Below are 26,469 nucleotides of genomic sequence, written 5' to 3'. Positions count from 1 at the left end.
CAGTGTTTCCGCACACATCGGAAGAACGGCGGCTCCGCTTAGAGCCGCCGCTTCTCATTGCTGCGAGGCGGGTGAGCGGTTGCAAAGCTGCGCGCATCCGGTCGCGTGAGCCTCAATCGCTCACATGAACCAGCACATGCCGCTTCTTGCCCGCCGTCAGCTTCAGCGCTCCGTCGGCGAGATCCGCGGTGCCGACCTGCGCATCCGCGTCCTGCACGAGCGCTCCGTTGAGCCGCGCGCCATTGTTCAGAACGAGGCGGCGCGCCTCGCTCTTCGACGGCGAAAGGCCCGCGCGAACGAGAAGCTGCGCGATGGTGACGCCCGTATCCAGTTCGGCCTGGGACAGGCCGATGCTGGGCAGGCCTAAGGCATTCTCGCCATCCTCGAAGGCGCGCCGTGCCGTGTCGGCGGCTTCGCGCGCCGCCTTCTCGCCATGGGCCAGCCTCGTCGCTTCCATCGCGAGAATCCGCTTCGCTTCGTTGATCTCCGAACCCTGCAGCTCTCCGAGGCGATGAACCTCGTCGAGCGGCAGCTCGGTGAAGAGGCGCAGGAAGCGCGCCACATCGTCGTCCTCGATATTGCGCCAGAACTGCCAGAACTCGTAAGGACCGAGCTTTTCCGCATTGAGCCACACGGCGCCGGAGGCCGTCTTGCCCATCTTGGCGCCTGCCGACGTGGTGAGCAGCGGCGTCGTCAGACCGAAGAGCTGGCGCTGATCGATGCGGCGGGCGAGCTCGATGCCGTTGACGATGTTCCCCCATTGGTCCGAGCCGCCCATCTGCAGCACGCAGGCGTGATGGCGCGACAATTCGAGAAAGTCGAAAGCCTGGAGCACCATGTAGTTGAACTCGAGCAGCGTCAGCGGCTGCTCGCGCTCGAGCCGCTGGCGCACGCTGTCGAAGCTCAGCATCCGGTTGATGGTGAAATGAGTGCCGAAATCGCGCAGGAAAGGGAGATATCTAAGCGGATCGAGCCAGAGGGCATTGTCCACCATCACCGCATCCGTCGGCCCGTCGCCGAAGGCGAGGTAACGGGAGAAGACCTGCCTCAAACCCGCGGCATTCCTGGCGATCTGCCCATCGTCGAGCAGCGGCCTGCTCGCATCGCGAAAGCTCGGATCGCCGATCTGCGTGGTGCCGCCCCCGATGAGCACGACCGGCTTATGGCCGCACTTCTGCAGCCAGCGCAGGGTCATGATCTGAACGAGGCTGCCCACATGCAGGCTGTCTGCCGTGGCATCGAAGCCGATATAGGCGGCGACGGGCCCGGACGAGAGTTGCGCGTCGAGCGCCTCGAAGTCGGTGCATTGATGAATGAAGCCGCGCTCGACGAGCGTCTTCAGGAATTCGGATTTCGGGGTATTCATCGTCTGTCTCCTTGGGGTTTGGCTAAAGCCGCTGCCCGGAGACCCGATCACCAAATGAAGATGCCGCCGGAGAGCGGCGGCATCGAACGTCTGGTCGCAACCGAACGGAGCCGCCCTATGGGGACGGCGTAAAATAATTCGTGAAAGTGGTGCGACCGGTGATCATGGAGCGCAAAATACGGATGCGAGGCGGAAACGTCAACCAGCTTCAGAAAAACGCCCTCAAATTCCCCCGCACCCGCTCCAGCACCGGCACGTCCGGATCCGGCAATGCGAAGGTCTGTCCCGTGATCCGTTCGAAGGCGTCGATATAGACCCGCGAGGTCTCGAGCACGACGTCCTGTGGTATCTCGGGAATGTCGTCCTTGTAGGGGTCGCAGCGGGCGACGACCCAGGTGCGGACGAAATCCTTGTCGAAGCTCTCGGGCCGCTCGCCGGCCTCGAAGCGCTGTTGGTAGCTCTCCAGGAACCAGTAACGGCTGCTGTCCGGGGTATGGATCTCGTCGGCGATCATGATGGTACCGTTTTCGTCGATGCCGAACTCGTATTTCGTGTCGACGAGGATGAGGCCGCGCTCGCGAGCCACTGCCCTGCCCTTGGCGAAGAGCGCGAGGGCATAGTCGGAAACCGTCTTCCACTGCGCCTCGCTCAGCAGGCCCTGACCGACGATCTCGGCAGGCGTCAGCGGCTCGTCATGGCCGCCGTGGAAGGCCTTGCTCGTCGGCGTGATGATGGTCTCAGGCAGCTTCTCGTTGTCGCGCATGCCGTCGGCCAAGCGGATGCCGTACATCTCGCGCTGGCCGGCCTTGTAGAGGGATAGGATCGAGGTGCCGGTGGTGCCGGCGAGATAATCGCGCACCACGATCTCCACAGGGAGGATGGTGAGCCTGCGGCCGATCAACACGTTCGGATCGGGATATTCGATCACGTGGTTGGGGCAGATATCGGCGGTGGCCTCGAACCAGAACTTCGCCGTCTGCGTCAGCACCTGACCTTTGAGCGGAATGGCGGCGAGGTTGCGGTCGAAGGCGCTCAGGCGATCCGAGGCGATGATAATCCGGCGGACGTCCGGCAAGTCGTAATTGTCGCGCACCTTGCCGCGGTAATGGTTCGGCAGCTCCGGGATGGTCGCGTCCTCGAGGACGTAACCGGCATAGGCTCCAAGGGCTGCTTTATCCACCATGCTCACCTGCCAAGGATTTCGGATGCCGCCCCGACGGCGACTGGCGGTGTTCTAGACCGAATTCAGCAGCATGCCAGCCCAATTCAGAAAAAAGCTGCGATCTTCAGATCGAGATGGCCGGCACAAGGCCGGCCATGACGAGGGGTCGAGAGCGCTGCGATCTTAGAGCGCTGCGATCTTATTGCGTCGCCCTGGCGTCTCGGCGGTAGGTGGCGTTGAGACCAGACAAGGTCACGGTGGTCTCGTAGCCCTGGGCATCGATGATGGTCCATTGCCTGAGCGCATTGGCCCGGCTGTCGAAGCGCAGGGTGATTTTGGAGGTGCCACCGAGGGTAGCACTGTCGTCGAAGCGGACGGTGACGATACCGTCGCGGCCCACCTGAACGTCGCGCACCTTGGTGTCCCGCGACAGGTCGATATTGTCCTGCACCAGGAATTTCAGGGGCGTCTGGCCGACCGGATAGACATCGTTCGTGCCGAGCTTCTTGTCGCGGATCGCCACGTTGCGCCCGTCGGAGATTACCTCGAGCGTGCTCGGCGGGGCATAGGCGAAGTGGAACTGGCCCGGGCGGCGCATGGAGAGCGTACCCTCGGCCTGCTGGCCGTTGGGGTTCCTCTGCACGAAATAGGCCGACATCACGTCGATGCTGTTGAAATAGGCATTGACCCGGTCGAGCGCCTCCTCGGGCGATTTCGGCCCGGGCGGCGAAGTCGGCGTCGGAGTGGAGGCCGGCGCCGCGACGGCGGTGGGAGCCGGGACCAGCGAGGCCGGAGTCGCGCGCGCAGGCTTCGGTGGCTCGGCCACCTTGGCCGGGGTTGGAACAGCCGGCTTTTGCTGTTCCGCCGTCTCGGCTGGAGGCGGGCTCGCGGGTTTCTGGGGCTCGGGGGCAGCCGGCTTGGCCTCGACCTTTTCGGGAGCCGGCGGGCGGGGCTGCGGCTCGGGCTTCGCGGCAGTCTGGGGCGCGGGCTGAGTCTGCGGTTTCGGCTGGGCGGCCCGCTGCGGAGGCGGCGTCTGCGGCTTCTGTGCGGCAGCAGCGGGTTTCGGCGCCGGAGCCGGGCGGGCCTGCGGGTTCGATGCCGCCGGTGCCGCGGGCTGGGCCGGCGGTGCGGCCTGGGGAGCGGCAGCGGGGGCCGCAGGCTTCTTGAAGATGCCGTCGAGGAGCCGCGTCAGCGGGTCGGGTGCCTGCTGGGCGGCGACTGGAGAGACGCACACAAGGGCGGCAGCCAGACCAAGAATGCAACGCGAAGACGAATTGAGCATGACGCCACTGCTAACCTGAAAAATCACCCATGCCGGTGCGTAAAAGCACGGCCCTGCAAGGCTTTATGGTCTGGATAAGAGGCTGAATGAAGGCGGGGGAAAGCCTCACGCCGCATCGGCCATCTCGTCGTCGTCCTCCATCGGCTGCCGGGCCGGCGCGGGCCGCGGACGGGGCGCCGCACGGGGACGGGACGGCTGCTTCCTCTTGCCCTTCGCAGGCTTGGCCTTGCCGTTGAAGCCGCGCCACCAGGCCTGCCAGCTCCAGGCGCCGGGGCCCGTGAGGGCATAGAAGAGAAGCCCGGCAAGAACGCCGAGATGAGACAGGAACAAGGCCTGCTCCGCCTGCCGGTTCAGCCCGCCATATTCCCAGAAGCGGTGCAGGGTGCCCGTCGTCACCGCCAGCGCCCCGATGAGGACGGAAGCGCTGAGGCGCGGCGCCAGGCCGAAAATCAGGGCCAAGGGGCCGAAAACCTCGGCAAGGACGATCAGGGTCGCCACCACATCGCCATAGGGAACGCCCTTCATGGTGAGCGTGGCGGCGAAGCCGGAAATGTTCGTGACCCGCCCGATCGCCGCCGGCAGGAAGCAGCCTGCGAGCAGCAGGCGATTCAGCAGCAGAATTCCGTTGATCCCTGCTCCCCTGCCCTCAAACATGGTCCTACCTCCGGCTTGCCGATCGCGGGCGGCCGGGAATCGCCGGCCGCCCGACAAGCATTTGAGGCAGAGGTTCTTAACCCGCCCTTACAGACGGGCGCCGATCCACGGTTATCAGAGCTTGAGGTTGCGCTCACGGAGCATGGTCTCCCAGCGCAGGGAATGCTCGACGATGGTGGCAAGATCGTCGAGGCGCGGCTCCCAGCCCAGGCGGGTGCGGATCTTGGTCGAATCCGCCACGATGGTGACCGGATCGCCGGCCCGGCGCGGGCCGATCTTGGCCTCCACCGGCTTGCCGGAGACCTGCCGCACGGTTTCGATGACCTCGGACACGGTATAGCCATGGCCGTAGCCGCAGTTCATGACCAGGCTTTCCCCGCCCCCGCCGAGATGGTCGAGCGCCTGCACATGCGCCGCGATCAGGTCGCTCACATGGATGTAGTCGCGGATGCAGGTGCCGTCCTTCGTCGGATAATCCGTGCCGAACACCTCCATGTGCGGGCGCATGCCGAGCGCAGTTTGGATCGCCACCTTGATCAGGTGGGTGGCGTTCGCCGTCGATTGCCCATGGCGCATGGCCGGGTCGCAGCCGGCCACGTTGAAATAGCGCAGCACCACGTAGCGCATGTTGTGGGCGGCAGCCACGTCGCGCAGCATCACCTCGGTGAGCTGCTTCGAGCTGCCATAGGGCGACAGGGGCGCGAGCGGCGTATCCTCGTCGATCGGCCTGTCGGAGGTGTTGCCGTAGACGGCGGCCGTCGAGGAAAAGACGAACTTGTCGATTCCTGCGGCGACAGCAGCCGCCATGAGCGAGCGGCTCTTCACCGTATTGTTGAGATAATAGCCGAGTGGATCGGAGACCGATTCCGGCACCACCAGCTTGGCGGCGAAATGGGCGATGGCGTCGATGCGGTGGGTCTGCAGGGTGCGCAGCACCAGCTCGTAGTCGCCCACATCGCCGACCACGAGCGGCACGCCCTCCGGCACCGACCAGCGGAAGCCGGTCGACAGATTGTCGAAAACCACGGGGCGGTGGCCCGCATCGAGGAGGGCCAGAACCATATGGCCCCCGATATAGCCCGCGCCGCCGGTCACTAATACGTTCATGAAATCCTCTGGAAGGCCTGCAAAAAACTTTGGCCACCCTGACCTAATTGGCTCTGGATTTCCAGATCAAGGTGCCCCCAATACCCGTGAGAGTTGCCTCCGATATTTGAAAGAGTGCTTGATGGACGATCGCAGGGAATACTGGTGGGTTAGCTACAATGCCACGGTTCAGCCGGCCGAAGTCGGCTTCGTGGGCGGGATTCCGGTGCGATTCAGGTTCATTGGAATGGAGGGCACCATCCCGGCCGCATCGGCCGAACTGATCGAGCGCCTGCCCGTACCGCCCGCGCCGGTGATCAGGCCGCAGGCAAGCGAATACCCAGCCCCTCAGCCCAGGCGGCGCAGCGGCTCCTGGCTGTGGTTCTTCGGCGTCCTCCTCCTGATCCTCGTCGCCCAGTGCTCGGGCCAGCTCTACGACATGATCAAGTGAAGATAGTCTGCCTCGTGGCGTGGAGCATTCTGCCGACATCAACCCGATTGTACCTGGCATTGCTGCGGAGCAAGCACTGGAGATCAGACATGTCCGCAACCCTTTCGACCATCATCCATCCAGCCGGAGCGTCGAGGACCGGCGCAGGCCTTCTGACGGTCACCGCCTCTTGGAAGAGGATCAGGCGCCATTTCGCCCGTCGTGCGGCCGTTGCACACCTCCGCGAGCTCGATGACGAAGGACTCCGGGACATCGGCCTCGCGTATTCCGAGATCGAGGCTGCGGTCCACGGCTTCATGACTGCTCCTAACCGGGCGAGGATGCGATGATCGCCTCCCCGGCCGCGCCGGAGCTGACAGCAGTCACGATCCTGGTCGCGTTTGCCGGCGTCTTCCTGATCTGCTTCATGAAGGGCGCGTTCGGCGGCGGGTTCTCCATCGTGGGCATTCCGCTGTTGTCGATTGTGATGGATCCGGTGACGGCCGGCGGCCTCCTCGCACCGTTGCTGGTGGCGATGGACCTGTTCGCCTTGCGCTACTGGAAGCCTTCGACATGGTCGAAACCGGACCTCGTGCGGCTGTTGCCGGGGCTCGTGATCGGGATCGGGTTTGGCTATCTGCTGTTCCGCGTTCTGGACCATCGCGCCATCGCGATCATGATGGCGGCGATCACCTTGGTCTTCGTCGGCCTGTGGCTCGTGAGCGGCACGAACGTGACGATCCGCCCGCGTTCGTCGCCGAAGGCGGTCGCTGCCGGCCTCGCATCGGGCATCAGCACCATGGTGGCGCATTCGGGCGGACCGCCGCTCGCGATGTATCTGCTGCCACTCGGCCTCAGCAAGGACGTCTATGCGGGAACGACGAGCCTGTTCTTCACCGTCGGCAACGCGACCAAGGCGGTGCCGTGGCTGCTGCTGGTGAGACCGGCGGGCAATGACTGGACACTGATGGCGGCCTGCCTGCTCGCCATTCCCAGCGGCGTGTGGTTGGGTTGGCGACTTCACGGAAGGCTGGACCAGCGTCAGCTCTATCGGGCCTGCTATGGATTGCTGGTCGTGACGGCGTTGAAACTGTTGTGGGATGGTGTTTCCGGCTATCTCGCGTAAATTTAGACTGTGTATGTCTGCTGTTGGTCGTGCCTCTGTGACATCAGCGTCACCCTGCGGGCACCTTGATCCTGATCATGTAGGGACCCGGCTCAAATGGTTAACGAAACACGGAATTATCTGTTTCTGGACGATCTGCACGTTGGCCAGACCTTCACCAGCCCGTCGCATAGACTGGATGCCGAACAAATCAAACGGTTCGCGAAAGAGTTCGACCCGCAGCCCTTTCATCTCGATGAGAATGCCGCCGCCCAATCGCTCTTTGCCGGCCTCGCCGCCAGCGGCTGGCACACCGCCGCCCTCACGATGCGATTGCTCGTGAACGGTGGCGCGCCCATCGCCGGCGGCCTCATCGGCGCGGGAGGCGAGATCGCGTGGCCCAAACCAACCCGTCCCGGCGACGAGCTGCATGTCGTCAGCGAGGTCATGGAGATCATTCCGTCCCGCTCAAAGCCGGACCGGGGCATCGTGGTGTTGCGGAGCGAGACCCGGAACCACCGCGGCGAAGTCGTTCAGGTGCTGACGTCGAAGCTTGTGGTTCCACGGAGCCCGTCCACTTCCGTGTCCTGAGCATCACCCAATCGAGCGGCAACCGTTCAGGAACAAGCGCGCGCACATGCTGGCCCGCGCCGCGATCTCTTCCGCATCGGGCGCGGGACGTTGGCCCAGCATCACGGCTCGCTGCGGCTCCATGATCATCATGCCGCGCAGCATATCGGCGGCGACACCGGGATCATCGAGCGCGAGCAGACCCTGGTGGCATTGCCGCCGCAGCCAGCCCTCTGTGCTGTTGCTTGCATTGATGCTAGCTGGACATCAGGGGCTCGCTGGGCGTTCTCTCGCAGATCCACTTCATGGACTTTCGCACACGTTCGGCGAACGGCTCGTCGAAGTCTTGCGGCTCCCTGATCAGCAGTTGCAGACAGACGCTCTGGGCCGGTAGCACTTGGCACCAGTCGTGGATCAGTTTCCGATAACTCTGCCCGACCGCCCGGATGTTACGGTCCAGGTCATACAGGCCGAGCGGGTTGACAGTCCCATTCTCCTCCCGCAGGGCAGTGTCCCAGTCGACCTGGTAGGTGAGCGAGTACCATGTGAAGCCGATCATCGGCACGCCGGAGTTGCGCATACGCAGGACATTGGACCACTCCTTCCAGAGCCACTTGACCGCCTCGTCTCCGCGCGGCCCCTCCTTGACGTTCGTCTCCGAGTGCATGACCGGCAGCCGGTAGCGGTCGTGGTATTGGCGGGTGATCTCCGCATAGCCGAAGACCTCGTCGGATGCGCTGCTGTGTCCGTTAGCCGAGACGAGGTGCTCGTTGGTCACGTAATAGTCGTTGCCCATGACGCAGTGCCGCTTGAGATTGGCGCGCATGAAGAAGTAGTACTCTTCCCGGTCATGCCGTTGTCCATGAGATAGACGAACATGTCCGAATCCACCCGCCGGCCGTAGTTGAGATCGAGCGGAAGAAAGCGGCGGGCGTTGCAGAACTCGGCGAGCGGAATCGCATTCGGGCAGTCGGGGTGGAAGTGCTCCGAGGACTCGCTCTGGATGAAGATGGCATCGGCGCGGACGTCGAGGATCATACCCATGGCCAGCACGTTGGCCTTGACGATGTGCTTCAGGGCCGTGACGAAGGCCTGGTCGCTCGCAAGCTGCTCGTTCCACCAGCCGTAGGCCGCCGAGAATGCGGCGCAGACGAACATCTCATTGACCGGCGTGTAGAGCTGAACCCAGGGAAAACGCTCGGCAAAAGCCTGCGCATACCCAGCAAAGAGCTCGGGAAGGTCGGGGTTCTGGAAGTTGCCGATCCAGTCGGGCACCCCGAAGTGGCAGAGGTCGACGATCGGCACGACATTGCGGCGATAGAGTTCACCGAAGGTCTGGTCGCAGAATTCCCAGTCGTAGCGTCCCTGCCCGAGCCACGTCGTGTGGATTGGCGGGCCGTACCGCAGCACCCTTATGCCGACGTCGTCGAGTAAATCGAAGTCCGTCTTCCAGAAGGTGTAGTGCCCGCACTTTTCCATCTGGTCGATGCGGGTTCGGCCACTATTGATGGTCGGATAGCTGTTCTCGATCCCCGTGGCGAACAGAAACGTCGAAGCGCTCATGACAGACCTCCGTTATGATGAAACGGCGCGGATCGGGCCCCCCAAAATTCGGGATGGTGTATATCTAGCGGCCATGCGGAAATCGCTGTTTCAACGCTTCTGGTACGGATGGAAGATGTAGTCCTTCGCCTTCACTGCCACGTGGCATGCGTGTCCGCAGTCCGAAGGGCTAGGATCGGCCGTGAAACTGTCGGACGCGGGCTCATAGTTGAACAACGCATAACCCCATCCGCCGCTGTCTGGAAACCGCTTGCTGTCCTTTTCGATGACGAACGCCTGCGAGAACACGTCCGGCACGTCCACGACGAAGGGGGCCTCTGTGCTCTTCTTCGGCTTCCACTGGAGCTTTGCGATCCTGGAGCCATCCGGGAACGGCTGGCCGTTGCCCGGTACGCCGGCCTTGTACGCCTCGATCATGGTCGGATTGGCGACGATCACCTTGAGCACCTCATCGGTCCGCGCGGACGAGACCACCGCCCAGTCCTCATATCCCCTGAAGTCGGAGAACGCGATCCCACTCAGCGATGTCAACGCGTATTTGTCCTGCGCGTAAACGGCTGTGCCCAGGATCAGCACTACCGCGGCTGCGGGAAGTGTCTTGGCGCGGGTGTTCATTGTCCTTCCTTCCTAATTGCCATCAGATCACGGAAGACGTGAGATCCAGTCGAGCGCCGAAAGGCTCGGCATGAACAGATACTCGCCGCCGCGAAGGACGTTGAACGTCTCGATCCCGTGGACCCGTCGGCGGACAGGATCCCTCGGGATTGTGAAAACCCCATTGGCCGGCTGCAATGACCGCTACCCTCTCCGAAGACCTCGACGAGATTCTCCGGCTTCTTTCGGTCCTGATGATTGAGTTGGTGGCGCAGGATCGACGACAGGCGGTACACTTCCTTGCGGGCGCATGATGCTGCCCAGAGGCCGGTGCTCCTCGGTCACGCACCACGGCGACATTGAGGTCGCATCCATCCTCTCGAGATTGTCGTCGCCGCGGATGTCCTGCTGCGGCAGGCGGAGTTTCGCGACGGTCACGAACGGCGACAGGCTCTCCGGCCACCGCACCGTCACGTCCTCGATCGGCGTCTGGTACAGGTTCGTGCAGAAAGCGGACCATGGCCTCGTGACGGCCGGGCTTGGCGTAGATGCCCTGCGCATGCTCGGGCGGAAGGTTAGCGAGGATCTCGACCTCGCCACGCGTGAGACCGTAGTCTTTCGCATGCGCGTTGCGAATGGCTAGGCCTTGGCCCTCCACCCTGGGCGAAGCCGTTACCTGTTTCCTGAGATCGTCGAGGACGACCTGAAGGGCCGTGTCGAAGTTGGGGTCTGGGGCTTCGATCCCAGGGCTGTAGCGGACGAACTCCATCATGAGGCGACTCCTCGCCTGTGCCGGGTTCAACTCCACTGCTAAGGCCTCGATCTTAGCACACAAGGCCGTGGCATGGGAGCCCGCGCGATGAAAGGCATCCTCCTGGCGGCCGAAGTGACGCCGCCGGAACGGCGGTGTCGAGGGCGAACCGATTGGCTGAGGCTGCGCCTGTCAAACCGTCTTTCCCCCATCAAGGGTTTGGAACAAGATACTGCGCGCAGGTATCCTCGACGCATCCAGCATCGACTCGCCACTAATGGGAGATAAGCAGATGATCAAGAGCCTGATCACCGCCGCTGCCGTGCTCGGTTTGGCCGCGACCGCTCTCAATCCCGTCCACGCCCAGCCTGCCAGCATCAGGAATATTGTCCTTGTCCACGGCGGCTTCGTCGACGGCTCGGGGTGGCAAGGCGTGTACGCGCTTCTGAAAAAGAAGGGCTACAACGTCAGCATCGTCCAGAACCCGACCCTCGCGCTTGCCGATGATGTCGCCGTCACCAAACGCACGCTTGCCCAGCAGGATGGCCCTGTCGTTCTCGTCGGCCATTCCTATGGCGGTGTCATCGTCAGCGAAGCCGGCACGGATGAGAAGGTGAAAGCCGTCGTCTACATCGCGGCCTTCGCTCCGGACAAAGGCGAGTCGGTTTCGTCGTTGATCGCCAATCCGCCGGCTGGCGCTCCCGTGCCGCCGATCCTGCCGCCAGCAGATGGCTTCCTGTTCCTCGACAAAGCCAAATTCGCGGCCTCCTTCGCCGCCGATGTCGACCCCGAAACGGCGTCCTTCATGGCCGACTCGCAGGTTCCGTGGGGCGTGGAGGCTCTGTCCGGTGCCGTCACCGCTCCGGCCTGGAAGAGCAAACCGAGCTACTATCTGGTTGCCGCGGACGATCGCATGATCCCGCCTCCTGCGCAGCGCATGATGGCTCAACGCGCCGGATCGACTGTTGTGGAAACGCCTGGCAGCCACGCGGTGTACGTTTCCAAACCCGAGGTAGTCGCCGCGCTCATCGAGCAGGCCGCGACCGCCAAGTAAACATGCGATTTTCCGATACTGGAGCGTAGCTTACGCTCCAGCGTTCCTTTGCCGAACGTTCAAGTTGCCTTCCCAGGAGCGAAGGAGCTGCCGCTGAGCAAGCTGTTCTCCTCCCTCCGGCTTCGGGGCGTGACCGTCAGGAACCGCCTCGTCCTTGCCCCATGTGCCAGTATTCGGCCTCGGACGGGATCGCTAGCGACTATCACTTGGTGCAGTTGGACCGCTTTGTTGCAGGGATCGGACTGTGAGCGGATTGAAGGCCGACAAGCGCGCATTCAAGCGACGCGGACGGACTTTGGGCGTCCAAGCTCAAGCATGCGGTTGAGGGCGTAAATTGCTATGACGACCTCGGTCTTGCGGTGTTGATCTATCTGCGAGCGCAAGCCGTCTCCCATCACTCGTTTGAGGCGCCTCATGGATGTTTCCACCAAGGCTCGTCGCGTGTACCCGGACCTCTTCTGCAAGCCCATGCGTCCATGCTCTGCGATGCTTTGGAACCTCCAGCGTCCCGGCGCGGCGGCTCAGGGTCGAGTGATCGGACACAGCCAGATCCAGACCGAGGAGCTGAAGGATCGAGCCGATCAGTCCCTCAGTTTGGCGCAGCGCCAGACGGAACACGGCTCGCAGCGTCAACGCCGTCCTGATGCCAAAGCCGAGTAGTGGGCTTGACCACCGCGTGTTGTGCGAGGCTCAGCCCGCCAGGCCGCGATCACGCCGTCCGTGAACCAGACAGTCAGACTTCCGCGCTGACGCAGGGCTGCATCGTACTCGGAGCAGTTCGTCAGTCGGTACCGCTGCTTAGGAATGTGGTGCCGCGAGCTGCATTGGCCTTGAAGGGCACGGCACATGTCCGACAGGAGGGGCGCAGTCCTCCTATGTCGCTCGGTTCCGGTTACCAGCTCGCCTATTCGTGCGACAACGCGGCGTGTCACCCTCAGTCTGCCAGCAGGTCGGCTCATTGAGCCAGTGCATGATCAGCTTCTGATGAAAAGAACGACGCGGTGCGGGCATTACCCGCACCGGTGAGAGGTGGCCTAGCCGAGGCCGTTCTCCTTGAGAATCTGCATAGCATTGCTCTTGTCGACCGTGGCTGTCGGCAGAGTTATGGTCTTCGGCACCTTCTCGCCTTTAACAATCTTGAGCGCCTGACGAACACCCTCCGCACCAGGGGTGGCATAGAGGAATGTTGCAGTTAGCTGGCCTTTGTTCACCCATTGAACGCCCTCGTTTGGAATCGCGTCAACACCGAGGAACTTGATGTCCTTTTCTCGACCAGCATCCTTCGCCGCGAGGTAGGCACCGTACGCCATGGGATCATTGTGGCCGTAGACCAAGTCAATCTCCTCGTGAGCCTTGAGCAGGTTGGCCATCAGATCGTAGGCCTTGTTCTGCTTCCAGTCGCAGTCGATCTTCTCGTTGACGAGCTTGATACCTTTTTCCTTGTCGGCAATCTCATGAAAGCCATTCGAGCGGTCATGTGAGGCTTGGGTTCCAAAGCCACCCCAGATTTCCACAACATTGCCCTTCGCTTGACCAGGACCGCCTAGCACCTTTACCGCGTATTCGCCAACCGCTCGCCCAATCAACACATTATCGCCACCAATGAACTGGGTGAACTTGTCGGTATTCACGTTTCGGTCGAGGACAACCACAGGAATGCCGGCTTCGATTGCCTTCAAGGTCACACCCGTAAGGCCAGCTGACTCCTTGGGTGAGATCAGGAGCACGTCAACACCCTGCCGGATGAAATTCTCGACGTCTGCGACCTGCTTCTCGGTCTTGTCCTGGCCATCTGAGATGAGAAGCTCAACCTCGGGATGCATATCGGCCTCCCGCTTCATGTCCTTGTTGAACTGAACGCGCCACGGCTCGAGCGTTGTCGATTGCGAGAAGCCGAAGCGGTATTTCTTCGCCTGTGCGAATGCAGAGCGAAGCGGCGAAGCGGCCATGATAAGCCCGCTGGCAGTAATTTTGAGAAAAGTCCTACGTTCCATGGTTTACTCCCATCACTTAGTTCGAGTCATGTTTCGCATTCGATGGCTGTAGATGCTGTCCTGATCCTCCCTTATGTAATGGATGGTCGATCAACTGCCTCTCGGTTGCCGATGCCGGTGTTACAGTTTGCTGCGGTGAGAAGTCATGGTGGGCGTGTGCGGCTATGGAGTGATCCGGACGCCAGCTGAACAGGTACTTGAGGCCGAGGAGATCGCCGAGAGATCGTTCCTGCACCAGTACGGCAGCAAGGATGATGCCGCCTTTCAGAACCAGTTGCGTGTTGCTGTCGATGTTGTTGAGCTGGAGAATGTTGCTCAGAAACCCAAATATGAGCACGCCGACGAAGGTACCGGCAATCGAACCCTTGCCACCCATCAGACTCGTACCACCTATCACCACGGCCGCGATGGCATCGAGTTCCATTCCAACCCCAGCATCAGGCTTACCTTGCCTGTATTGGGCCGTGTATAGGACTCCGGCTAGGCTCGCGAGGAAGCCAGAGATCGCATAGACCGCGATCTTCACCCGGTCGACTTCCACCCCCGAGAGGCGTGCCGCTTGCTCGTTGCCGCCGATGGCATAGACATATCGTCCGAAGGTGGTGACTCGCAGTAGCGTCGCGGAGAGAACGACAACGGCAAGAAAGAACAGGCCCGGGACCGGCACAATGCGGTAGAGCAGGGAGCGGAGGATGTCGAAGTCCTCCGTTGCATTGGTGCCTGTATAAACCGGGTGCACCGCTGCGTCCTGACCAGCTACGACCCTGGCGATCCCGAGTACGCCCACCATCATTGCAAGCGTCACGATGAAGGGTTGCAGGCGGCCTTTGGTGATGATGAGTCCGTTAAACCACCCAAAGGCGAGGCCCACCGCCGGCACGACAATGAGGACGCCAATGACGCCGAACTTGCTCTGCACCTGCGCGGCTGCAAGCCACCAAGCTCCAAGCGCTGCCACCAGCCCTGCGAGCCCCGTGGCGAGTGCGCGGTGCGCGCTTGACAACTTCGTGCCAGCTGCGTGATCACGCAAGCCCATCAAGTGGGAGGCGCCCCAGGCTGTACAAAAAGCGCAAACCGCGGCAAGAACCGGAAATGACAGGAGGGTGGCGCTCGTCCGCTCATCGTGTGTGAGCAGCATGGCGCAGAGCACCGAGCCAAGCGCCATGATCGAGCCGACGGAGAGATCAATGCCGCCGGTGAGGATCACGAGTGTCATACCCACTGCAACGATCCCATTGTTCGACACCTGCCGCAGCACATCTGACAGATTTCCGGTGCTCAGGAAAATGTTGACGCCCTTGGAAGACACAGGTGATGTGATGATGCCTACGGCGAGCAGGATCAGGAGGCTCCAGTACAGCTTCGTTCGAAGCAGGAAAGTGCTGAGCACTTCCGCGTAAACTCGCGACCCCACGGGCTCCTCCAATCGTCGTTCTTCTAGACGCCAGCTCTGCGACCGGCCGTGATTCTATCTGCGGATTCGGCTTCAGGAGCGTTTCCTGCTACTCCCTGGAACACCATCTGCACCGCGCCACCCGGCGATGCGTAGTCCATGATAAGGTCGGGCGAGAATTCGATTTTCTTCAGGAGAGCGGTGGGTTGCCCTTCCCGCAACACCAGGATGCGGTCACTCAACGCCATCAGCTCCGGCAATTCCGAACTTGCCAAGACCACCGCGAGCCCGCGTTCTTTCAGATCCTGGATTAGGCGGTAGATCTCCGCCTTCGCGCCCACGTCGATGCCGCGTGTAGGCTCGTCGAGCAGCAGAACGCGTGGACTGGTTTCGAGCCATTTGGCTAAGACCACCTTCTGCTGGTTGCCACCACTCAATGTTCTCGCGGCCTGGCGCGGGCTTCGGACCCGGATTCCGAGAGATCGAATCTGCCGCACAGCGAGGTCGTTCTCAGCTTTTCGAGAGACGAACATCGCCGCGGAAAGCTGCTTCAGCACGGGAAGGGCAAGGTTGAAATCGACCCCTGCGTCGAGCACAAGCCCATCCCTTTTCCGATCCTCCGTCACGAGCGCAAGCCCAGCTTGCTTTGCCTCGGTCGGGGAGCCGATCGTGACCAGTTGTCCATTGATCCTGATCTGGCCGCCGGACGCCATCGTCTGGGCGCCAAAGATGGTTTCAAGCACCTCGCTGCGTCCAGCACCCATCAACCCGGCAAGTCCGAGCACCTCGCCGTCGGCGACATCGAAGGACACTCCATCGACGAGTCGCGGGCGGCTCACCGTGGGTTTCGGATGGGTAAGCCAGAGATTGCGTACCGAAAGAACGGGAGGCTTCAGGTCTAGATCCGGCTCTCGAGCCACTTCCTTGCTGCGGAGACTCAGAAATTCCTGAACGTCACGTCCGACCATGAGGCGGATCAGATCGCGGCGAGAAACGCCGGCGGCGGGGAGGCTGCCTGCGACCGCGCCGTCACGCAGGACGGTGATTGTCTGCGCTAGGTTGAACACCTCTTCCATCCGATGTGAGATGTAGACAATGCTCGCTCCCTCCGACGAGAGACGGCGGATGATGGCGTGCAATCGCTCGGCCTCCGCTACCGACAGCGCAGAGGTCGGCTCATCCATAACGAGGATGCGTGCATTCTGCGCCAGCGCCTTCGCTACCTCGACGAGTTGCTGCTCGCCGATACGCAGACTGCTCACAGGTGCGTGGGGAGAGGCCTGGAAGTTGAGTGTGTTGAGGATGCGCGCGGCGGCGCGTGCCTGGGCCTTCCGGTCAACGAGAAAAGGTATCCCGCGCACCTTCTCGTACCCGAGGAAAATGTTCTCAGCAACTGTCATGGCAGGGACAAGATTGAGTTCTTGGTGGATCACGGCAATCCCAACCCGGGAGGCGTCCCGCGGGCTGGCGAACCGCACTGGTTCACCGAAAACCGCCATCTCGCCGCGGTAATCATGATAGATCCCGCCAGCGATTTTCATGAGTGTGGATTTTCCAGCTCCATTCTCACCCATAAGGGCATGGATTTCGCCGGCCCGAAGGTCAAAATCAACGTTCCGCAACACGTCGATTTTGCCAAATGTCTTGCTCACCCCTTGCATGACCAAGGCGCTGACAGAGGGGTCGATCTGATCTTCTCTTTCCTGAGCAACAGACAGGATCGCCTCCTAGAACGGAGCCGCTTTGGACGGAGTTACCAAGGCGTTTGGCGAGACCACCGTTAGTATCAGTAACATGTTAGGCTGATTTTGGCACCGAGCAAGAGTCCTAGGGAGGTGCTCAAGTCCCAAACTGTTTGTAATACGAGATGTTTTTTATAACATCTCAAGAACAGCCACTCCTCTTCCCGTTGCAAATGTCACTCTCCTTGGGTGAGACGTTGGTGCGTTATCCGGCCTGAGGTGTCGTGCTTAACGCAGGGGTGAGGTATAGAGGCGCTTGTCTGAAGCCGAGAGCTGCATGCCCTACAAGATCAATCAAGAGCGCCGCCACAGGATTCCAAAGGCTCGCTACCGTGCAAAGAATTGGCGCGACTATGATGCGGCACTGTGTCGGCGCGGCGACCTGACGGTGTGGGTGACGGCTGAGGCGCTGACGCGTGGACCCCGGCAAACACGGGCCGGCGTGGTCGACCACGGCGATACTCCGAGATGGTCGTCGAAACTGGCCTGATGCTGCGGCTGGCATTTGGTCGGCCCTGGCGCCGGCCCGAAGGCATGCTGGCCTCGATCCTGCGTCTGCTTGATGTTAATCTCCCGGTCCCCGATCACACCACCTTTTCGCGCCGCAGCGTCGACCTGCCGTCGCCAAGGCAGTAAGAACAGCAACTGATCCAGTGAACGTGGTGATCGACGCCGAGACGGCGCGCGCAGCGCGACCGGCACTTCCAGATAATCCAGGAGCGTGGTCGGCGCGGCTGGCAAAAGGCGGTCAACTACGGCCGGCGGTCCTTTGGGCGAGGTGGCGATAATGCGCTACAAGACCCTGATTGGCCGCCGCCTCCACGCCCGGACTCTGCCAACACAGAAGACCGAAGCCGCTGCTGGCTGCAAGGTCCTCAATGTCATGACCCGACTTGGCATGCCCGTGTCCCAGCGCATCACCTAAGCTCCAGCGCCAGGGAATGAAAGCAGCCCACGTCTGAATTGTGCACCAAAGCCGGTCCAAGCGCGTCTGGTGCAGAGCCGAGGGGCGAACCACGGCGTCATGTTTCTGGAGAAGGCACCGACAGACGAGATCGCCGAGCGCTCCCTAACCTATGTTACGGATCACCGCCGATTTCCTCCCTAGAAGAGATCTCGGGGGGAGATCATGAGGCGGCTGCCAGAGGATTTCGTAGAACACTTTTTTCGGTTCATCGTGGGCGTGAGCGGCATCATCACCACGATACTACTCATCACTGCAATAATCCGGTTGTTAGACGCAGATCCGGGCGAGCTGCCTCAACACCCCTAGCCTCTTGGCCGCTCGCACATACAGATGGCAGCTGACCGATTTCCATATCCCTTCTGAACGATGCTTAGGGGACCAAAGTCAACACCGCAGTCGACGCCTTCCACGAAGCTGTCCTGGTTGATGCGGTCCTTCATCCACGATGAAAAGTCCTTGCCCACTTCGAGGAAGCGGTGCAGGTCACGGGCGTTTCCCGTTGGAACCAAGATACACCCTGTGGCGCCTTACAGGCCTATTCATCTGTCGTGAGAGTGGGTTTGAGACTCAGCTCCGTCCCGGCTCCATCAACTCGTCGGCGAGGGAGCTTTTGCGTGGGGAGGGAGGGGCCAGAAATGGCACCATCGCCGGCCCCTCCCCGCCTGGAGAAGGAGCAATGGGGGCAATGCTCCAACGATCCAAGCCGAGAGACCATAGCTGGCTTCAGGGAGGCCCGCTGGGACGAAATCACTGTACTTCGAGTGGAGCTGCTGCCTTCAGCGCAGGCAGTGGTGCGATCATCGGGTTGTCGGCGCCGACCCACGCAATCCGCATGAGAGAATGTCAGAGAAGGCCAAGCCTGATCGCCATGATTTCAGCATAGCCCGCCACGGCAGCGGCTGAAATGCCATCAGCGATCGCTTCCAGGGCGGCTCCCGGCATGACAAACCACCACAGGGCCGCCGTTCCAAGCACGGCACTACCGACATGCGCAAGGAGGAGCGTCCGCGTGGTCATGCCGGGTGAGATCCCGCCGAATGAGGTTGGTCTTGCAAGACTTAGCACTCCTTCCTGAAACAACGAAGCAGGCCAAAGGGAGCAAGCCATGAAGGGGGCACGGGGACCGGCTTGGCCGTATTGGCAACCAACCGTCACTCCTCTACGTTGTCCGCGATGTGAGACGCTCGGAGGGTTCAAACGTGCCCTGGAAGGATCGAGTTGCGGTCTGTGGCCGGATTGGATTGGTGCTCGCGTCGCTGATCATCATTGGCAGCGTCATTGCCGAGCCCCTCCTCCGGCCGTTGTGGACCTCACAAGTGACTGTCGCCCAGCGGTAAGTGCCGTTCGACCTCTCTCTGTCGATCGCGAGCCGCTTCCCGGCCGACCTCGCTGTCTCACCGTTTGAAGATGCCCTTGAAGACCTGGGCCAGCTTCTTGTGCTTCTTCTTGCGCTCCACATCCGCAGCCAATTCCCTTTTTGGAGCTTACAGACCGGCGAGAACTCCGGCGGCTTTTGCAAGAGCGGCAAACATGTCGCGAGCGTGCTCGACGGTCGCGGGATCGGGCTGCTCGTGCGCCCGGGCTATAGCGGAAGCCGTCACGAGCCAAATTCCAGGACTGATGACACGAAGATCACTCAGAGGCCTGAGCTTGTACCAGCGCATTGCGGCCATGGCTTTGTAGAGGTCCCTGATCGGGTACTGACGCTTCTGCCCGGGGGCGGTCTCAAGGGTCACGACAACAGGCGAACTAAACGAGTGTCGGTTCATCGGCTCAGTCCAACAATCAAGGCACCAAATGCGTGGCAGCTTATCGGCCGCTCCCACCCCATACATCCACTTGTTTTATAGAGTTCCGATACTGGACGAGGGCATCTCTGTCTGTCGGATAGCAGACACTCCTGGGAGAAATTGTTAAGCCTGTCAGCCAGAGGCCGCATTACTGAACGGCGAAGGTTTGGGACCAGTGTGCCGGCTTTCTCTCATGCTATTGAGAGGTTAACGCAACAGGGAGATTGGGGTAGAATGGCATGTCGCATCACGACAGGAGGTTAGCCATACGACGGCTTTGCACTCTCGCGTCGGTTGCGTTTTGCGTTGTCGCAGTCTCCTCATCGGCCTTGGCCCAGCACAGCATGAAGCCCATGAGTGACGAGTAGGCCATCAAGAGCGCCATGGAGGCGGCCCCGCCCGCGGTGGCCAAGAACGCCACCATCATGGTGGCCAACGAACATGGGGAAATGCGCACAGTCCGTAAGGGCACGAATGGGTTCACCTGCATCCCCGACGATCCGAACTCTCCCGGACCGGACCCGATGTGCGTCGACGCCAATGCGCTCGCATGGGTGGCCGCCCTGATCGGGCGCAAGGACCCACCGGCCGGGAAGGTCGGCTTCATGTACATGCTGCGCGGCGGCACGGACACGAGCAACACCGACCCCTTTGCAACCAAGCCCGAGCCGAACAACAACTGGATCGAGACGGGATCGCACTTGCCGATCCAGCTCCGGACCGGGGTTCGCAATTGTGCTGTAGCCCACGGCATCCTCAATTTGACAGGTTTTGCTTGCTTTTCGCGGATTCGGGTTCGAGGCAGATTACGCAAATTCAATGGCCTGGAGTTGAGACTGTCAAAAAGCTCTTATGCGCTTAAGTTGACAGCTTGACCGATCCCATCACCTAAGGTGAGAAACACTGGGCGCCTGCCGTTTCTGGTTCAAAAACCAATCAAGAAGGGCGGGATTGTTGTAGGTCGGTGTCCAAGAATCGTGCCCGGCATCGGGATAGATTGTAAACTTCGCTGCGTTTCCAACCTCCCTCAAGGCATCAACCATCTCCTGGCTCGCCTGGAGCGGGACAAGGTCATCTTTGGCGCCATGAAACACCCATGTTGGAATTTTCGCGAGTCGCCGGGCCGTGCTGGGATCCCCCACCCCACAAATCGGCGCTGTAGCAGCAAAGCGCTCCGGGTAAGCTGAAGCCAACCTCCAGGCTCCAGCACCTCCCATGCTGACACCGGTCAGATAGATCCGGCCTTCATCGACAGCGTAGTGGCCGACAATCTCGTCAAGAAGCGCATTAAGCGCGTCCGGATCCCAGGTGGTGCGCTCCGGAGCCTGTGGAGAGACAATGATGAAGGGCAGTTCCTGGCCTTCTGATACCAGTCTGGGTGGACCATAGGCTTTGACCTTTTCGAGATCGGAGCCGCGCTCTCCGGCTCCGTGGAGGAACAGGATCAACGGCCAGCGCATGCTCGTGTCCTGCCCGTATCCTGACGGAACGTAGAGGAGGTAGTTGAGGGTCACGGACTTGCGGATTTCCTTTGTGAAGGAGTGAGGCTCCTGGCTGCCAGTAGTAGCAGCGTGCGCGTTTGGGAGCCGAAGCCCGGCACTGGCAAGCATTAAGCCCGATATCAAGGCTAAGCTCAGCAGTGTTGGTGAAACTCGCCTATGCTTCTTCATTGGCTTCATTCCGCAAGATCTTCACGCTGGCACATCGGCCATGGCGGCTCGCAAGCGCCTGTAGGCACTGGCCAGATCGTGCAGCGCTGCGACCGCATCGCCAACATAGGATGACGCTGCCGTGAAAGCTTACCACATTCCGCGTGCGGTGTTGAATCGCATTGGGCCGGTCAGGCGCAAGGCGGACTAGACACGTTGGGAGCCTCCGTACCCAGCCTGTGGGCTGCCCGGGTTCGCGTTGTAAAGCGGCTCAGAGACATTGATCCGGACCAGCATGAGCGCACCCTGTTGATGATGCGAAGCAACCGCCGATACCAGTGGGGTTACAGGCGGAGCATGTCGTAACCCTCCTGGTTTGAGCACAAGCCAAACGCTTCTGAGACGTTGAGGCCGAGTACGTGACCGGGTCTGGGGTTCAGGCTGAATTACAGCCAAGCGGCCGAACCTGCCTCAGATCCGATGATCCGGCGTCACAGCGGGTAGCTCCGATCTCGGCTCGACGGTCCTCGCGCTCGGTGAAGCCGAGGCTGATTGAAGATCGGTTTGTCCGGATGCCAGTCGTTTCTCCAAGGCAGCAACTTGCCGTGCCAGATTGTCGATAGCTGCTTTAAGAGCGAGAATATCAGCCGCATCTGGAATGGTCGAGATTGTGGTTGCCGCCTGCGGCTGGGCTGCCTCATGGGGGCTCGTGCGAGGCGCGGGTTGCGCTTGAAGATAGGGCTCTTGCGTCTTTCTGCGGAATGACCGGAGCCGCCGGAGCGCCTGCCAGATCAGCCACAGGACACAGAAGGCGAGGAAGAGTGCAAGCAACGCCGAGGGCAGATTGTCAAACATACTTGTCGTCATCCCTGAACGAGCGGGTTGTGGTTTGAGATAATGTCCAAGCGATGGTTGCCGTTCCGGTGGTCTGAATCCGAGGCGATCCGTTCCTCATTGGATCAGATTGAAGCCTATTCTGAGCTGGCTTGTCGGCAGATCTTTGCCTCAATGCGGCCCGACGATGCCGTTCATCGATTTGCTAAGGAACAGACAAACGAACGGTGTGATCTATGTCCGACAGGCCTGATCCCGACATTCCGCCGCTGCCACCGTCAGATATTCCTTATCCGGCCCACACCCGATATTCCGCCGCCAATCTCCGTCGAAAACCAGGTTCCCCCAGTCGACGGCTACCCTGGGGCGTGAGATGATGTTGCGGGGGCGATCGACTGCTGCGGTGACTTCATGGCGCGAGCAAGAGCCCAATCGAACTCCGGGAAAGGATCGCGGAAGACTAGCCGGTCCGATGTTTCCTCCTCCCGGCCGGCCACGATCCGCAACGCCCCACGGTCCGCGCCCGCAGCGGTCCCCGACAGCGTTCCCACCGATGCAAGCACATCGACGACGCCGATTACGACAGGGATCCAAGTTGGCAATCGCGCGTTCGCCGGTGTGAGCAAGAAACTCGGGGCCCATGTGCTCGACATCCTCCCCGACATGCCCGACATCCGGGATCGCATCTATCTTCCCCACCTGAGATCCCTCCATCCCGGCATCTACCCGCGAATTGCATTTCCCGTCCGGGACCAAGGCAAGGACTCAAGTTGCACGGGCTTTGCCTTGGCGCATGTGATCGACTTCCTGCGGTGCCGGGAAATCGGTCCCGACCGGCCGGAGCCGGTGAGCTCGCGCATGCTCTACGAGATGGCGAAGCGCAACGACGAATGGGAGGGCACGGCCTACGAAGGATCGAGCCTGCGCGGAGCGATCAAGGGTCTTTACCAGAGCGGCGTTTGCACCGATGCCACCGCGCCGGACAAGCCCGGGATCGAAGATTGGGCGCTCACCTATGTCATGGCGAAGGAAGCTCGGGAAACCCGGCTGGGCGCCTATTTCCGGCTTCAGCCGGATATCAGCGACTACCATGCGGCGCTCAATGAGATCGGCGTGATCTACGTGTCCGCGCAGATCCATTCGCACTGGGAGAACCCGAAGGACGATCTCATCGAGCCCGGCGGCGATTCCGTCGGAGGCCATGCCTTTGCGATCGTGGGATACGACGACACGGGCTTCTGGGTCCTAAACTCCTGGGGGCCGGACTGGGGCGTGAACGGCGTTGCGAAGTGGATCTATGCGGACTGGGCGAACACGATCATGGACGCGTGGGTGCTGCAGCTCGGTGTCCGCGCCCCGGCGGCATTCGGGGCCGCTCCAGGCGCAACGCCAACGAGCACAACGGGTCTCTTCGGTTCCAACGAGCCAACCCGAGGCGACATCGTCGGCCATTTCGTCAACATCGATGACGGGCTCCTCGTCACGGCGGGCAAGTACGGCTCGCCGACAGCGACCGAGATGCAGGAGACCGTCGAGCGCCTGACCAAAGCCGACGCGAATGACAATCTCGGCTATGAGCACCTCATCATTTATGCGCATGGTGGCCTGAACCCGCTCGGGGCCGAGGCCCAGCGCATTGCGACCTGGAAGCGGAACAATATCTATGGCCGGAACCGCCTCTACAATTTCCATCTGATGTGGGATTCAGGGTTCATCGATGAGGTGTTCGGGCAGCTGTCCCGGTCGCCTGCCGTCGGCCGCATCGGCGGCGCGTTGTCCGACTGGTTCTTTGAGGCCGGCATCGGAAAGCAGACCGGTTCATACGCCTGGCGAAACATGAAACAAGATGCGCTGATGTCCTTCAGCCGCAGATCCGAGTACGATGGCGGGTTCAAGGGATTGTCGCCATTGCTGTCCGGCCTCGACAAAGCGCCTCGGCGCCCGAAGCTACATCTCGTCGGGCACAGCGCCGGTGCAAATGTGCTCGGATACCTGCTCTCCGCCTTGGGACGGTTCAACCTGAGCAAGCTCGAGCTCGGAACGATCCAGCTGATGGCGCCGGCCTGCACGGTTGCGTTTTTCAAGGAACATTATGAGCCCTATCTGACCGGCAAAGGCGCGTTGAAGTTACAAGACCGGATCTACCTATACAATCTGACGGACCAGTTGGAGCAGGATGATACTGTTTCCGCCAACGTTCCCCTGCTGCCGTCCTACAGCCGCTCCCTGCTGTATCTGGTCTCGCGTGCCTATGAGCAGATGCCGAATACGCCGATTGCCGGAATGCAGACCTATGTGCGGGAGCTTCCCTCCCACTCGAAGCTTGAGGTCGCTTACTCGACGGGCATCGGTGGCAAGACCGCATCTCGCTCGCATGGCGGCTTCGACAACGATGCTGCAACTCTCGGGACAATCATGTCGAGGGTTCTCGGACAACCCGTGCCCCACCCACCGAAGGCCGATGAGCTGACCGGTTATTAGCGGCCTGAATGCGAGACCTCGCCCGTGTACGACGAGCCGCGGCGAGGCTGGGCTCTGCGTAGCGAACGCTGACAGGCAGGTGGGCTCGCTTAAGGAGCCCGCCGCAAGGTGCCAACGCCGCTTCCGTCTAGGAAATCGATCGTCACCGCCGTCGCTCGGCTGTCTGGGCCGATTGAGAACCGGACCTCCGAGGGCATTTCGGGCATGTCTGTGCCGGGATAGGTGAGGAACAGATCGCGATCGAAGTGATGCAGGGCAGTGGTTTGCCCCTCTCCCGGCCCGACCTTCAGCACAAGACCTCCTGCCTCGCGTTTCACGATGGCCTCACCAACGTAAGGATTGGCATAACGCCCTTCATAGGCCTCGGGCGCAAGGGGGGGACTTCGCGGTACCGGAGGCTTGGCATAGGTTGCCTTCGCCGCCCCGATCGCCGGCCCAAACAGCCCGGCATAAGCCTTATCCCAAGCTGTCACCCAGTCCGTGCTGACCTCCCCGTCAAAGACCATGTCGGCAAAGCTGTCGCTCACACCTTCGGGAACTCCAGTCGGGAATGCATTGGAAAGCACCACGATCCCGAGGCCCGATTTCGGATAGAGAGTGACGAGACTGCGCGCACCCGTACTGAAGGCCCCCGCATGCCCCCATGTCAGTCCATGCCGTCCGAACTCCACATTCCAGCCAAGCCCGTAGAATGATTGGGCCTGTGTGACCGGATTAGGGCCACGAGACATCAGAGGCTCGTGGGTTTGATCGAGGGCATTAACGGCGATCAGGCGCTTCCCGTCGAACATTCCGCGGCCGAGTTCCAGGCGTGCCCAGTTTGCCAGATCGCCGACCGTGGAGCTGACTCCGCCGGCCGGCGCCTGCGGGTCCGGATTGCGCCGCACCTTCGCAGCCCAACCGCCATTGTCCCTGATGTGCAAGGCAGCCCGATCCGGTCGCGCGAGAAAGTCCGCATGCCTGGAACTGGTCGACGTCATCCTAAGCGGTCGGAAGAGTTTCTCCTCGGCGACATCTTCCCAGGATCGGCCCGTCGGCTTCGCGGCCGCTACCGCCCCGGCCGTGAGACCGAAGTTGCTATAGGCGTACGCTGAGCGAAAGCTGGAGGCCGGGCGCAGCAGCCTCAGACGCTGAAGGATCTCGTCACGACCGTAACCGATCTCCTCGAGGTCGTCGCCGGCGCCACCCGGAAGTCCACTGCGATGGGCGAACAGATCGCGGATCGTGATCATGCTCGTCGGGTAAGCCTCAGCCAAGCGGAAGGCAGGATCGATATCCGCGAGCCGGCTGTCCCACGAGATAATCCCTTCACTCACCAGCGCCGCCACGACGGTCGAGGACACGGGCTTCGACAGGGATGCGATCTGGAACACCGTGTCGGCACCGACCATGTCGGGTTTGCCGATCTCGCGCAGGCCGAAACCCTTGCGGTAGACGACCTCATCATCATGGATGATGGCGATGGACAAGCCCGGCACCTCTTTGGCCGCGATGATCCTGTCGATCATGGCCTCGAGTCTGGGCAGCGCGTTCGTGATCCTCTCTCGCTGGATGGTTTGCGCCTCGGCCACTCCTGGCAGAAATGCCATGCCTGCCGCCATCACGAACAACCGGCCGCGCCGTAGAACCAAGCCAGTCCAAGTCCGCATTGATGAACTCCTCGTGAAACGATGACCCTTGCATGTGTAGTTTGAGTTTCTGGACCGGAAAGTGCAACATACGGATTATTGCTGAGGGATATTCTTTGGCGAGTATCCTTTGGAACTCAGCAAAGAGGCGCCGCCTTAGCATCCCCTGGCTCCGTCCTGCTAGGCTTTGTCGGCAAGCTGCTTGAGCACATCGACGAACACGTCGAACCGCTCCTAACCTCCGGCGACCATTCCCGTCGCAGTCGGCGAAGATCCATCGTTCAGAGGTCTCGAATGCATCGGGGAGCTTTGCAGGGTTATGGCCGACATTGCTGAACGTACCCCAATAATTCACAAACCTCCGGTTTGCCTCC

General features: G+C 61.4%; 24 protein-coding genes and 3 pseudogenes. 9 read left to right on the top strand and 18 right to left on the bottom strand.

Annotated elements, in window-relative coordinates; all coding sequences use genetic code 11:
- Positions 1 to 112 precede the first annotated feature (112 nt).
- The 5 genes from tyrS to galE all read right to left on the bottom strand — a co-directional run bounded on the left by tyrS (position 113) and on the right by galE (position 5,571).
- On the bottom strand, positions 113 to 1,366 hold the full coding sequence (gene tyrS / locus BB934_RS22315; protein ID WP_099511592.1) for a tyrosine--tRNA ligase: 1,254 nt from the start codon (positions 1,364 to 1,366) through the stop codon (positions 113 to 115).
- 208 nt (positions 1,367 to 1,574) lie between these two features.
- On the bottom strand, positions 1,575 to 2,549 hold the full coding sequence (locus BB934_RS22310; protein WP_099511590.1) for a phosphoribosylaminoimidazolesuccinocarboxamide synthase: 975 nt from the start codon (positions 2,547 to 2,549) through the stop codon (positions 1,575 to 1,577).
- A gap of 178 nt (positions 2,550 to 2,727) precedes the next feature.
- Entirely contained in the window at positions 2,728 to 3,810 is a 1,083-nt protein-coding gene (locus tag BB934_RS22305; protein WP_099511588.1) for a LolA family protein, read from the bottom strand.
- Positions 3,811 to 3,915: 105 nt separating this feature from the next.
- Positions 3,916 to 4,464 (bottom strand): DoxX family protein, encoded by a 549-nt coding sequence (locus BB934_RS22300; RefSeq protein WP_099511587.1) that lies wholly within the window; start codon positions 4,462 to 4,464, stop codon positions 3,916 to 3,918.
- Between the two features lie 114 nt (positions 4,465 to 4,578).
- The gene (gene galE, locus BB934_RS22295; RefSeq protein ID WP_099511586.1) at positions 4,579 to 5,571 is read right to left on the bottom strand and encodes a UDP-glucose 4-epimerase GalE; all 993 of its coding nucleotides are present in this window, start codon (positions 5,569 to 5,571) and stop codon (positions 4,579 to 4,581) included.
- 121 nt (positions 5,572 to 5,692) lie between these two features.
- Between galE and BB934_RS22290 the strand changes: the two genes are divergently transcribed.
- The 4 genes from BB934_RS22290 to BB934_RS22275 all read left to right on the top strand — a co-directional run bounded on the left by BB934_RS22290 (position 5,693) and on the right by BB934_RS22275 (position 7,676).
- A complete protein-coding gene (locus BB934_RS22290; protein WP_099511585.1) occupies positions 5,693 to 6,001 on the top strand; it encodes a hypothetical protein in 309 nt (102 codons plus the stop codon).
- Between the two features lie 89 nt (positions 6,002 to 6,090).
- Positions 6,091 to 6,330 carry a YjiS-like domain-containing protein gene (locus tag BB934_RS22285; protein ID WP_099511583.1) on the top strand — a complete coding sequence of 80 codons (240 nt, stop codon included), beginning with the start codon at positions 6,091 to 6,093 and terminating at the stop codon, positions 6,328 to 6,330.
- Positions 6,327 to 7,106, top strand: coding sequence for a sulfite exporter TauE/SafE family protein (locus BB934_RS22280; protein ID WP_099511581.1), 780 nt, complete (start codon positions 6,327 to 6,329; stop codon positions 7,104 to 7,106). The genes BB934_RS22285 and BB934_RS22280 overlap by 4 nt, the downstream gene beginning before the upstream one ends.
- A gap of 96 nt (positions 7,107 to 7,202) precedes the next feature.
- Positions 7,203 to 7,676 (top strand): MaoC family dehydratase, encoded by a 474-nt coding sequence (locus tag BB934_RS22275; RefSeq protein ID WP_099511580.1) that lies wholly within the window; start codon positions 7,203 to 7,205, stop codon positions 7,674 to 7,676.
- Positions 7,677 to 7,679: 3 nt separating this feature from the next.
- Here the strand turns inward: BB934_RS22275 and BB934_RS47245 are convergent.
- The 4 genes and pseudogenes from BB934_RS47245 to BB934_RS22260 all read right to left on the bottom strand — a co-directional run.
- Positions 7,680 to 7,889: pseudogene (locus tag BB934_RS47245) on the bottom strand (TetR/AcrR family transcriptional regulator C-terminal domain-containing protein); the annotation flags it as partial.
- 22 nt (positions 7,890 to 7,911) lie between these two features.
- On the bottom strand, positions 7,912 to 8,481 hold the full coding sequence (locus BB934_RS50615) for a hypothetical protein (protein ID WP_335645583.1): 570 nt from the start codon (positions 8,479 to 8,481) through the stop codon (positions 7,912 to 7,914).
- Entirely contained in the window at positions 8,430 to 9,218 is a 789-nt protein-coding gene (locus tag BB934_RS50610) for a family 1 glycosylhydrolase (RefSeq protein WP_335645582.1), read from the bottom strand. Before BB934_RS50610 ends, BB934_RS50615 begins: the two co-directional genes overlap by 52 nt.
- A 90-nt stretch (positions 9,219 to 9,308) precedes the next feature.
- Positions 9,309 to 9,833 carry a cytochrome P460 family protein gene (locus tag BB934_RS22260; protein ID WP_099511575.1) on the bottom strand — a complete coding sequence of 175 codons (525 nt, stop codon included), beginning with the start codon at positions 9,831 to 9,833 and terminating at the stop codon, positions 9,309 to 9,311.
- Positions 9,834 to 10,122: 289 nt separating this feature from the next.
- Between BB934_RS22260 and BB934_RS47235 the strand changes: the two genes are divergently transcribed.
- Positions 10,123 to 10,455, top strand: a complete 333-nt coding sequence (locus BB934_RS47235) for a hypothetical protein (protein ID WP_157934268.1) — start codon at positions 10,123 to 10,125, stop codon at positions 10,453 to 10,455.
- A gap of 400 nt (positions 10,456 to 10,855) precedes the next feature.
- Positions 10,856 to 11,617 carry an alpha/beta hydrolase gene (locus BB934_RS22250; protein ID WP_099511573.1) on the top strand — a complete coding sequence of 254 codons (762 nt, stop codon included), beginning with the start codon at positions 10,856 to 10,858 and terminating at the stop codon, positions 11,615 to 11,617.
- 492 nt (positions 11,618 to 12,109) lie between these two features.
- Here BB934_RS22250 and BB934_RS49250 read toward each other — a convergent pair.
- The 4 genes and pseudogenes from BB934_RS49250 to BB934_RS22230 all read right to left on the bottom strand — a co-directional run.
- Positions 12,110 to 12,458 (bottom strand): annotated as a pseudogene (locus BB934_RS49250) (transposase); the annotation flags it as partial.
- A gap of 193 nt (positions 12,459 to 12,651) precedes the next feature.
- Positions 12,652 to 13,611 (bottom strand): substrate-binding domain-containing protein, encoded by a 960-nt coding sequence (locus BB934_RS22240; protein ID WP_099511572.1) that lies wholly within the window; start codon positions 13,609 to 13,611, stop codon positions 12,652 to 12,654.
- Positions 13,612 to 13,627: 16 nt separating this feature from the next.
- Positions 13,628 to 15,025, bottom strand: coding sequence for an ABC transporter permease (locus tag BB934_RS22235; protein ID WP_237050051.1), 1,398 nt, complete (start codon positions 15,023 to 15,025; stop codon positions 13,628 to 13,630).
- Between the two features lie 23 nt (positions 15,026 to 15,048).
- A complete protein-coding gene (locus BB934_RS22230; RefSeq protein ID WP_157934267.1) occupies positions 15,049 to 16,665 on the bottom strand; it encodes a sugar ABC transporter ATP-binding protein in 1,617 nt (538 codons plus the stop codon).
- Positions 16,666 to 17,023: 358 nt separating this feature from the next.
- Between BB934_RS22230 and BB934_RS22225 the strand changes: the two are divergent.
- A pseudogene (locus BB934_RS22225) lies at positions 17,024 to 17,671 on the top strand (transposase).
- Positions 17,672 to 18,015: 344 nt separating this feature from the next.
- On the opposite strand, the gene BB934_RS50605 reads toward BB934_RS22225, so the two are convergent.
- From BB934_RS50605 to BB934_RS22215, 3 genes are all read right to left on the bottom strand, one after another.
- Positions 18,016 to 18,177: a hypothetical protein gene (locus BB934_RS50605; RefSeq protein WP_335645628.1), complete on the bottom strand. Its 162-nt coding sequence runs from the start codon at positions 18,175 to 18,177 to the stop codon at positions 18,016 to 18,018.
- 379 nt (positions 18,178 to 18,556) lie between these two features.
- Positions 18,557 to 18,730: a hypothetical protein gene (locus BB934_RS47230; RefSeq protein ID WP_157934266.1), complete on the bottom strand. Its 174-nt coding sequence runs from the start codon at positions 18,728 to 18,730 to the stop codon at positions 18,557 to 18,559.
- 467 nt (positions 18,731 to 19,197) lie between these two features.
- Positions 19,198 to 19,482 (bottom strand): hypothetical protein, encoded by a 285-nt coding sequence (locus BB934_RS22215; RefSeq protein WP_157934265.1) that lies wholly within the window; start codon positions 19,480 to 19,482, stop codon positions 19,198 to 19,200.
- Between the two features lie 425 nt (positions 19,483 to 19,907).
- On the opposite strand from BB934_RS22215, the gene BB934_RS47225 reads away from it, so the two are divergent.
- Positions 19,908 to 20,378: a hypothetical protein gene (locus tag BB934_RS47225; RefSeq protein WP_157934264.1), complete on the top strand. Its 471-nt coding sequence runs from the start codon at positions 19,908 to 19,910 to the stop codon at positions 20,376 to 20,378.
- Positions 20,379 to 20,387: 9 nt separating this feature from the next.
- Here BB934_RS47225 and BB934_RS22205 read toward each other — a convergent pair whose 3' ends face one another.
- The gene (locus BB934_RS22205; RefSeq protein ID WP_210422118.1) at positions 20,388 to 21,017 is read right to left on the bottom strand and encodes a carboxylesterase family protein; all 630 of its coding nucleotides are present in this window, start codon (positions 21,015 to 21,017) and stop codon (positions 20,388 to 20,390) included.
- Between the two features lie 1,587 nt (positions 21,018 to 22,604).
- Here BB934_RS22205 and BB934_RS22195 point away from each other — a divergent pair.
- Positions 22,605 to 24,467: a C1 family peptidase gene (locus BB934_RS22195; RefSeq protein WP_237050050.1), complete on the top strand. Its 1,863-nt coding sequence runs from the start codon at positions 22,605 to 22,607 to the stop codon at positions 24,465 to 24,467.
- 89 nt (positions 24,468 to 24,556) lie between these two features.
- On the opposite strand, the gene BB934_RS22190 is transcribed toward BB934_RS22195, so the two are convergent.
- A complete protein-coding gene (locus BB934_RS22190) occupies positions 24,557 to 26,068 on the bottom strand; it encodes a serine hydrolase (protein WP_099513140.1) in 1,512 nt (503 codons plus the stop codon).
- Positions 26,069 to 26,469: the final 401 nt, after the last annotated feature.

The sequence above is a fragment of the Microvirga ossetica genome (assembly GCF_002741015.1).
GTDB classification, from domain to species: Bacteria; Pseudomonadota; Alphaproteobacteria; order Rhizobiales; family Beijerinckiaceae; genus Microvirga; species Microvirga ossetica.
The sequence above is the reverse complement of the archived record's forward strand: the minus strand, read 5'-3'. Positions and strand labels throughout refer to the sequence as shown.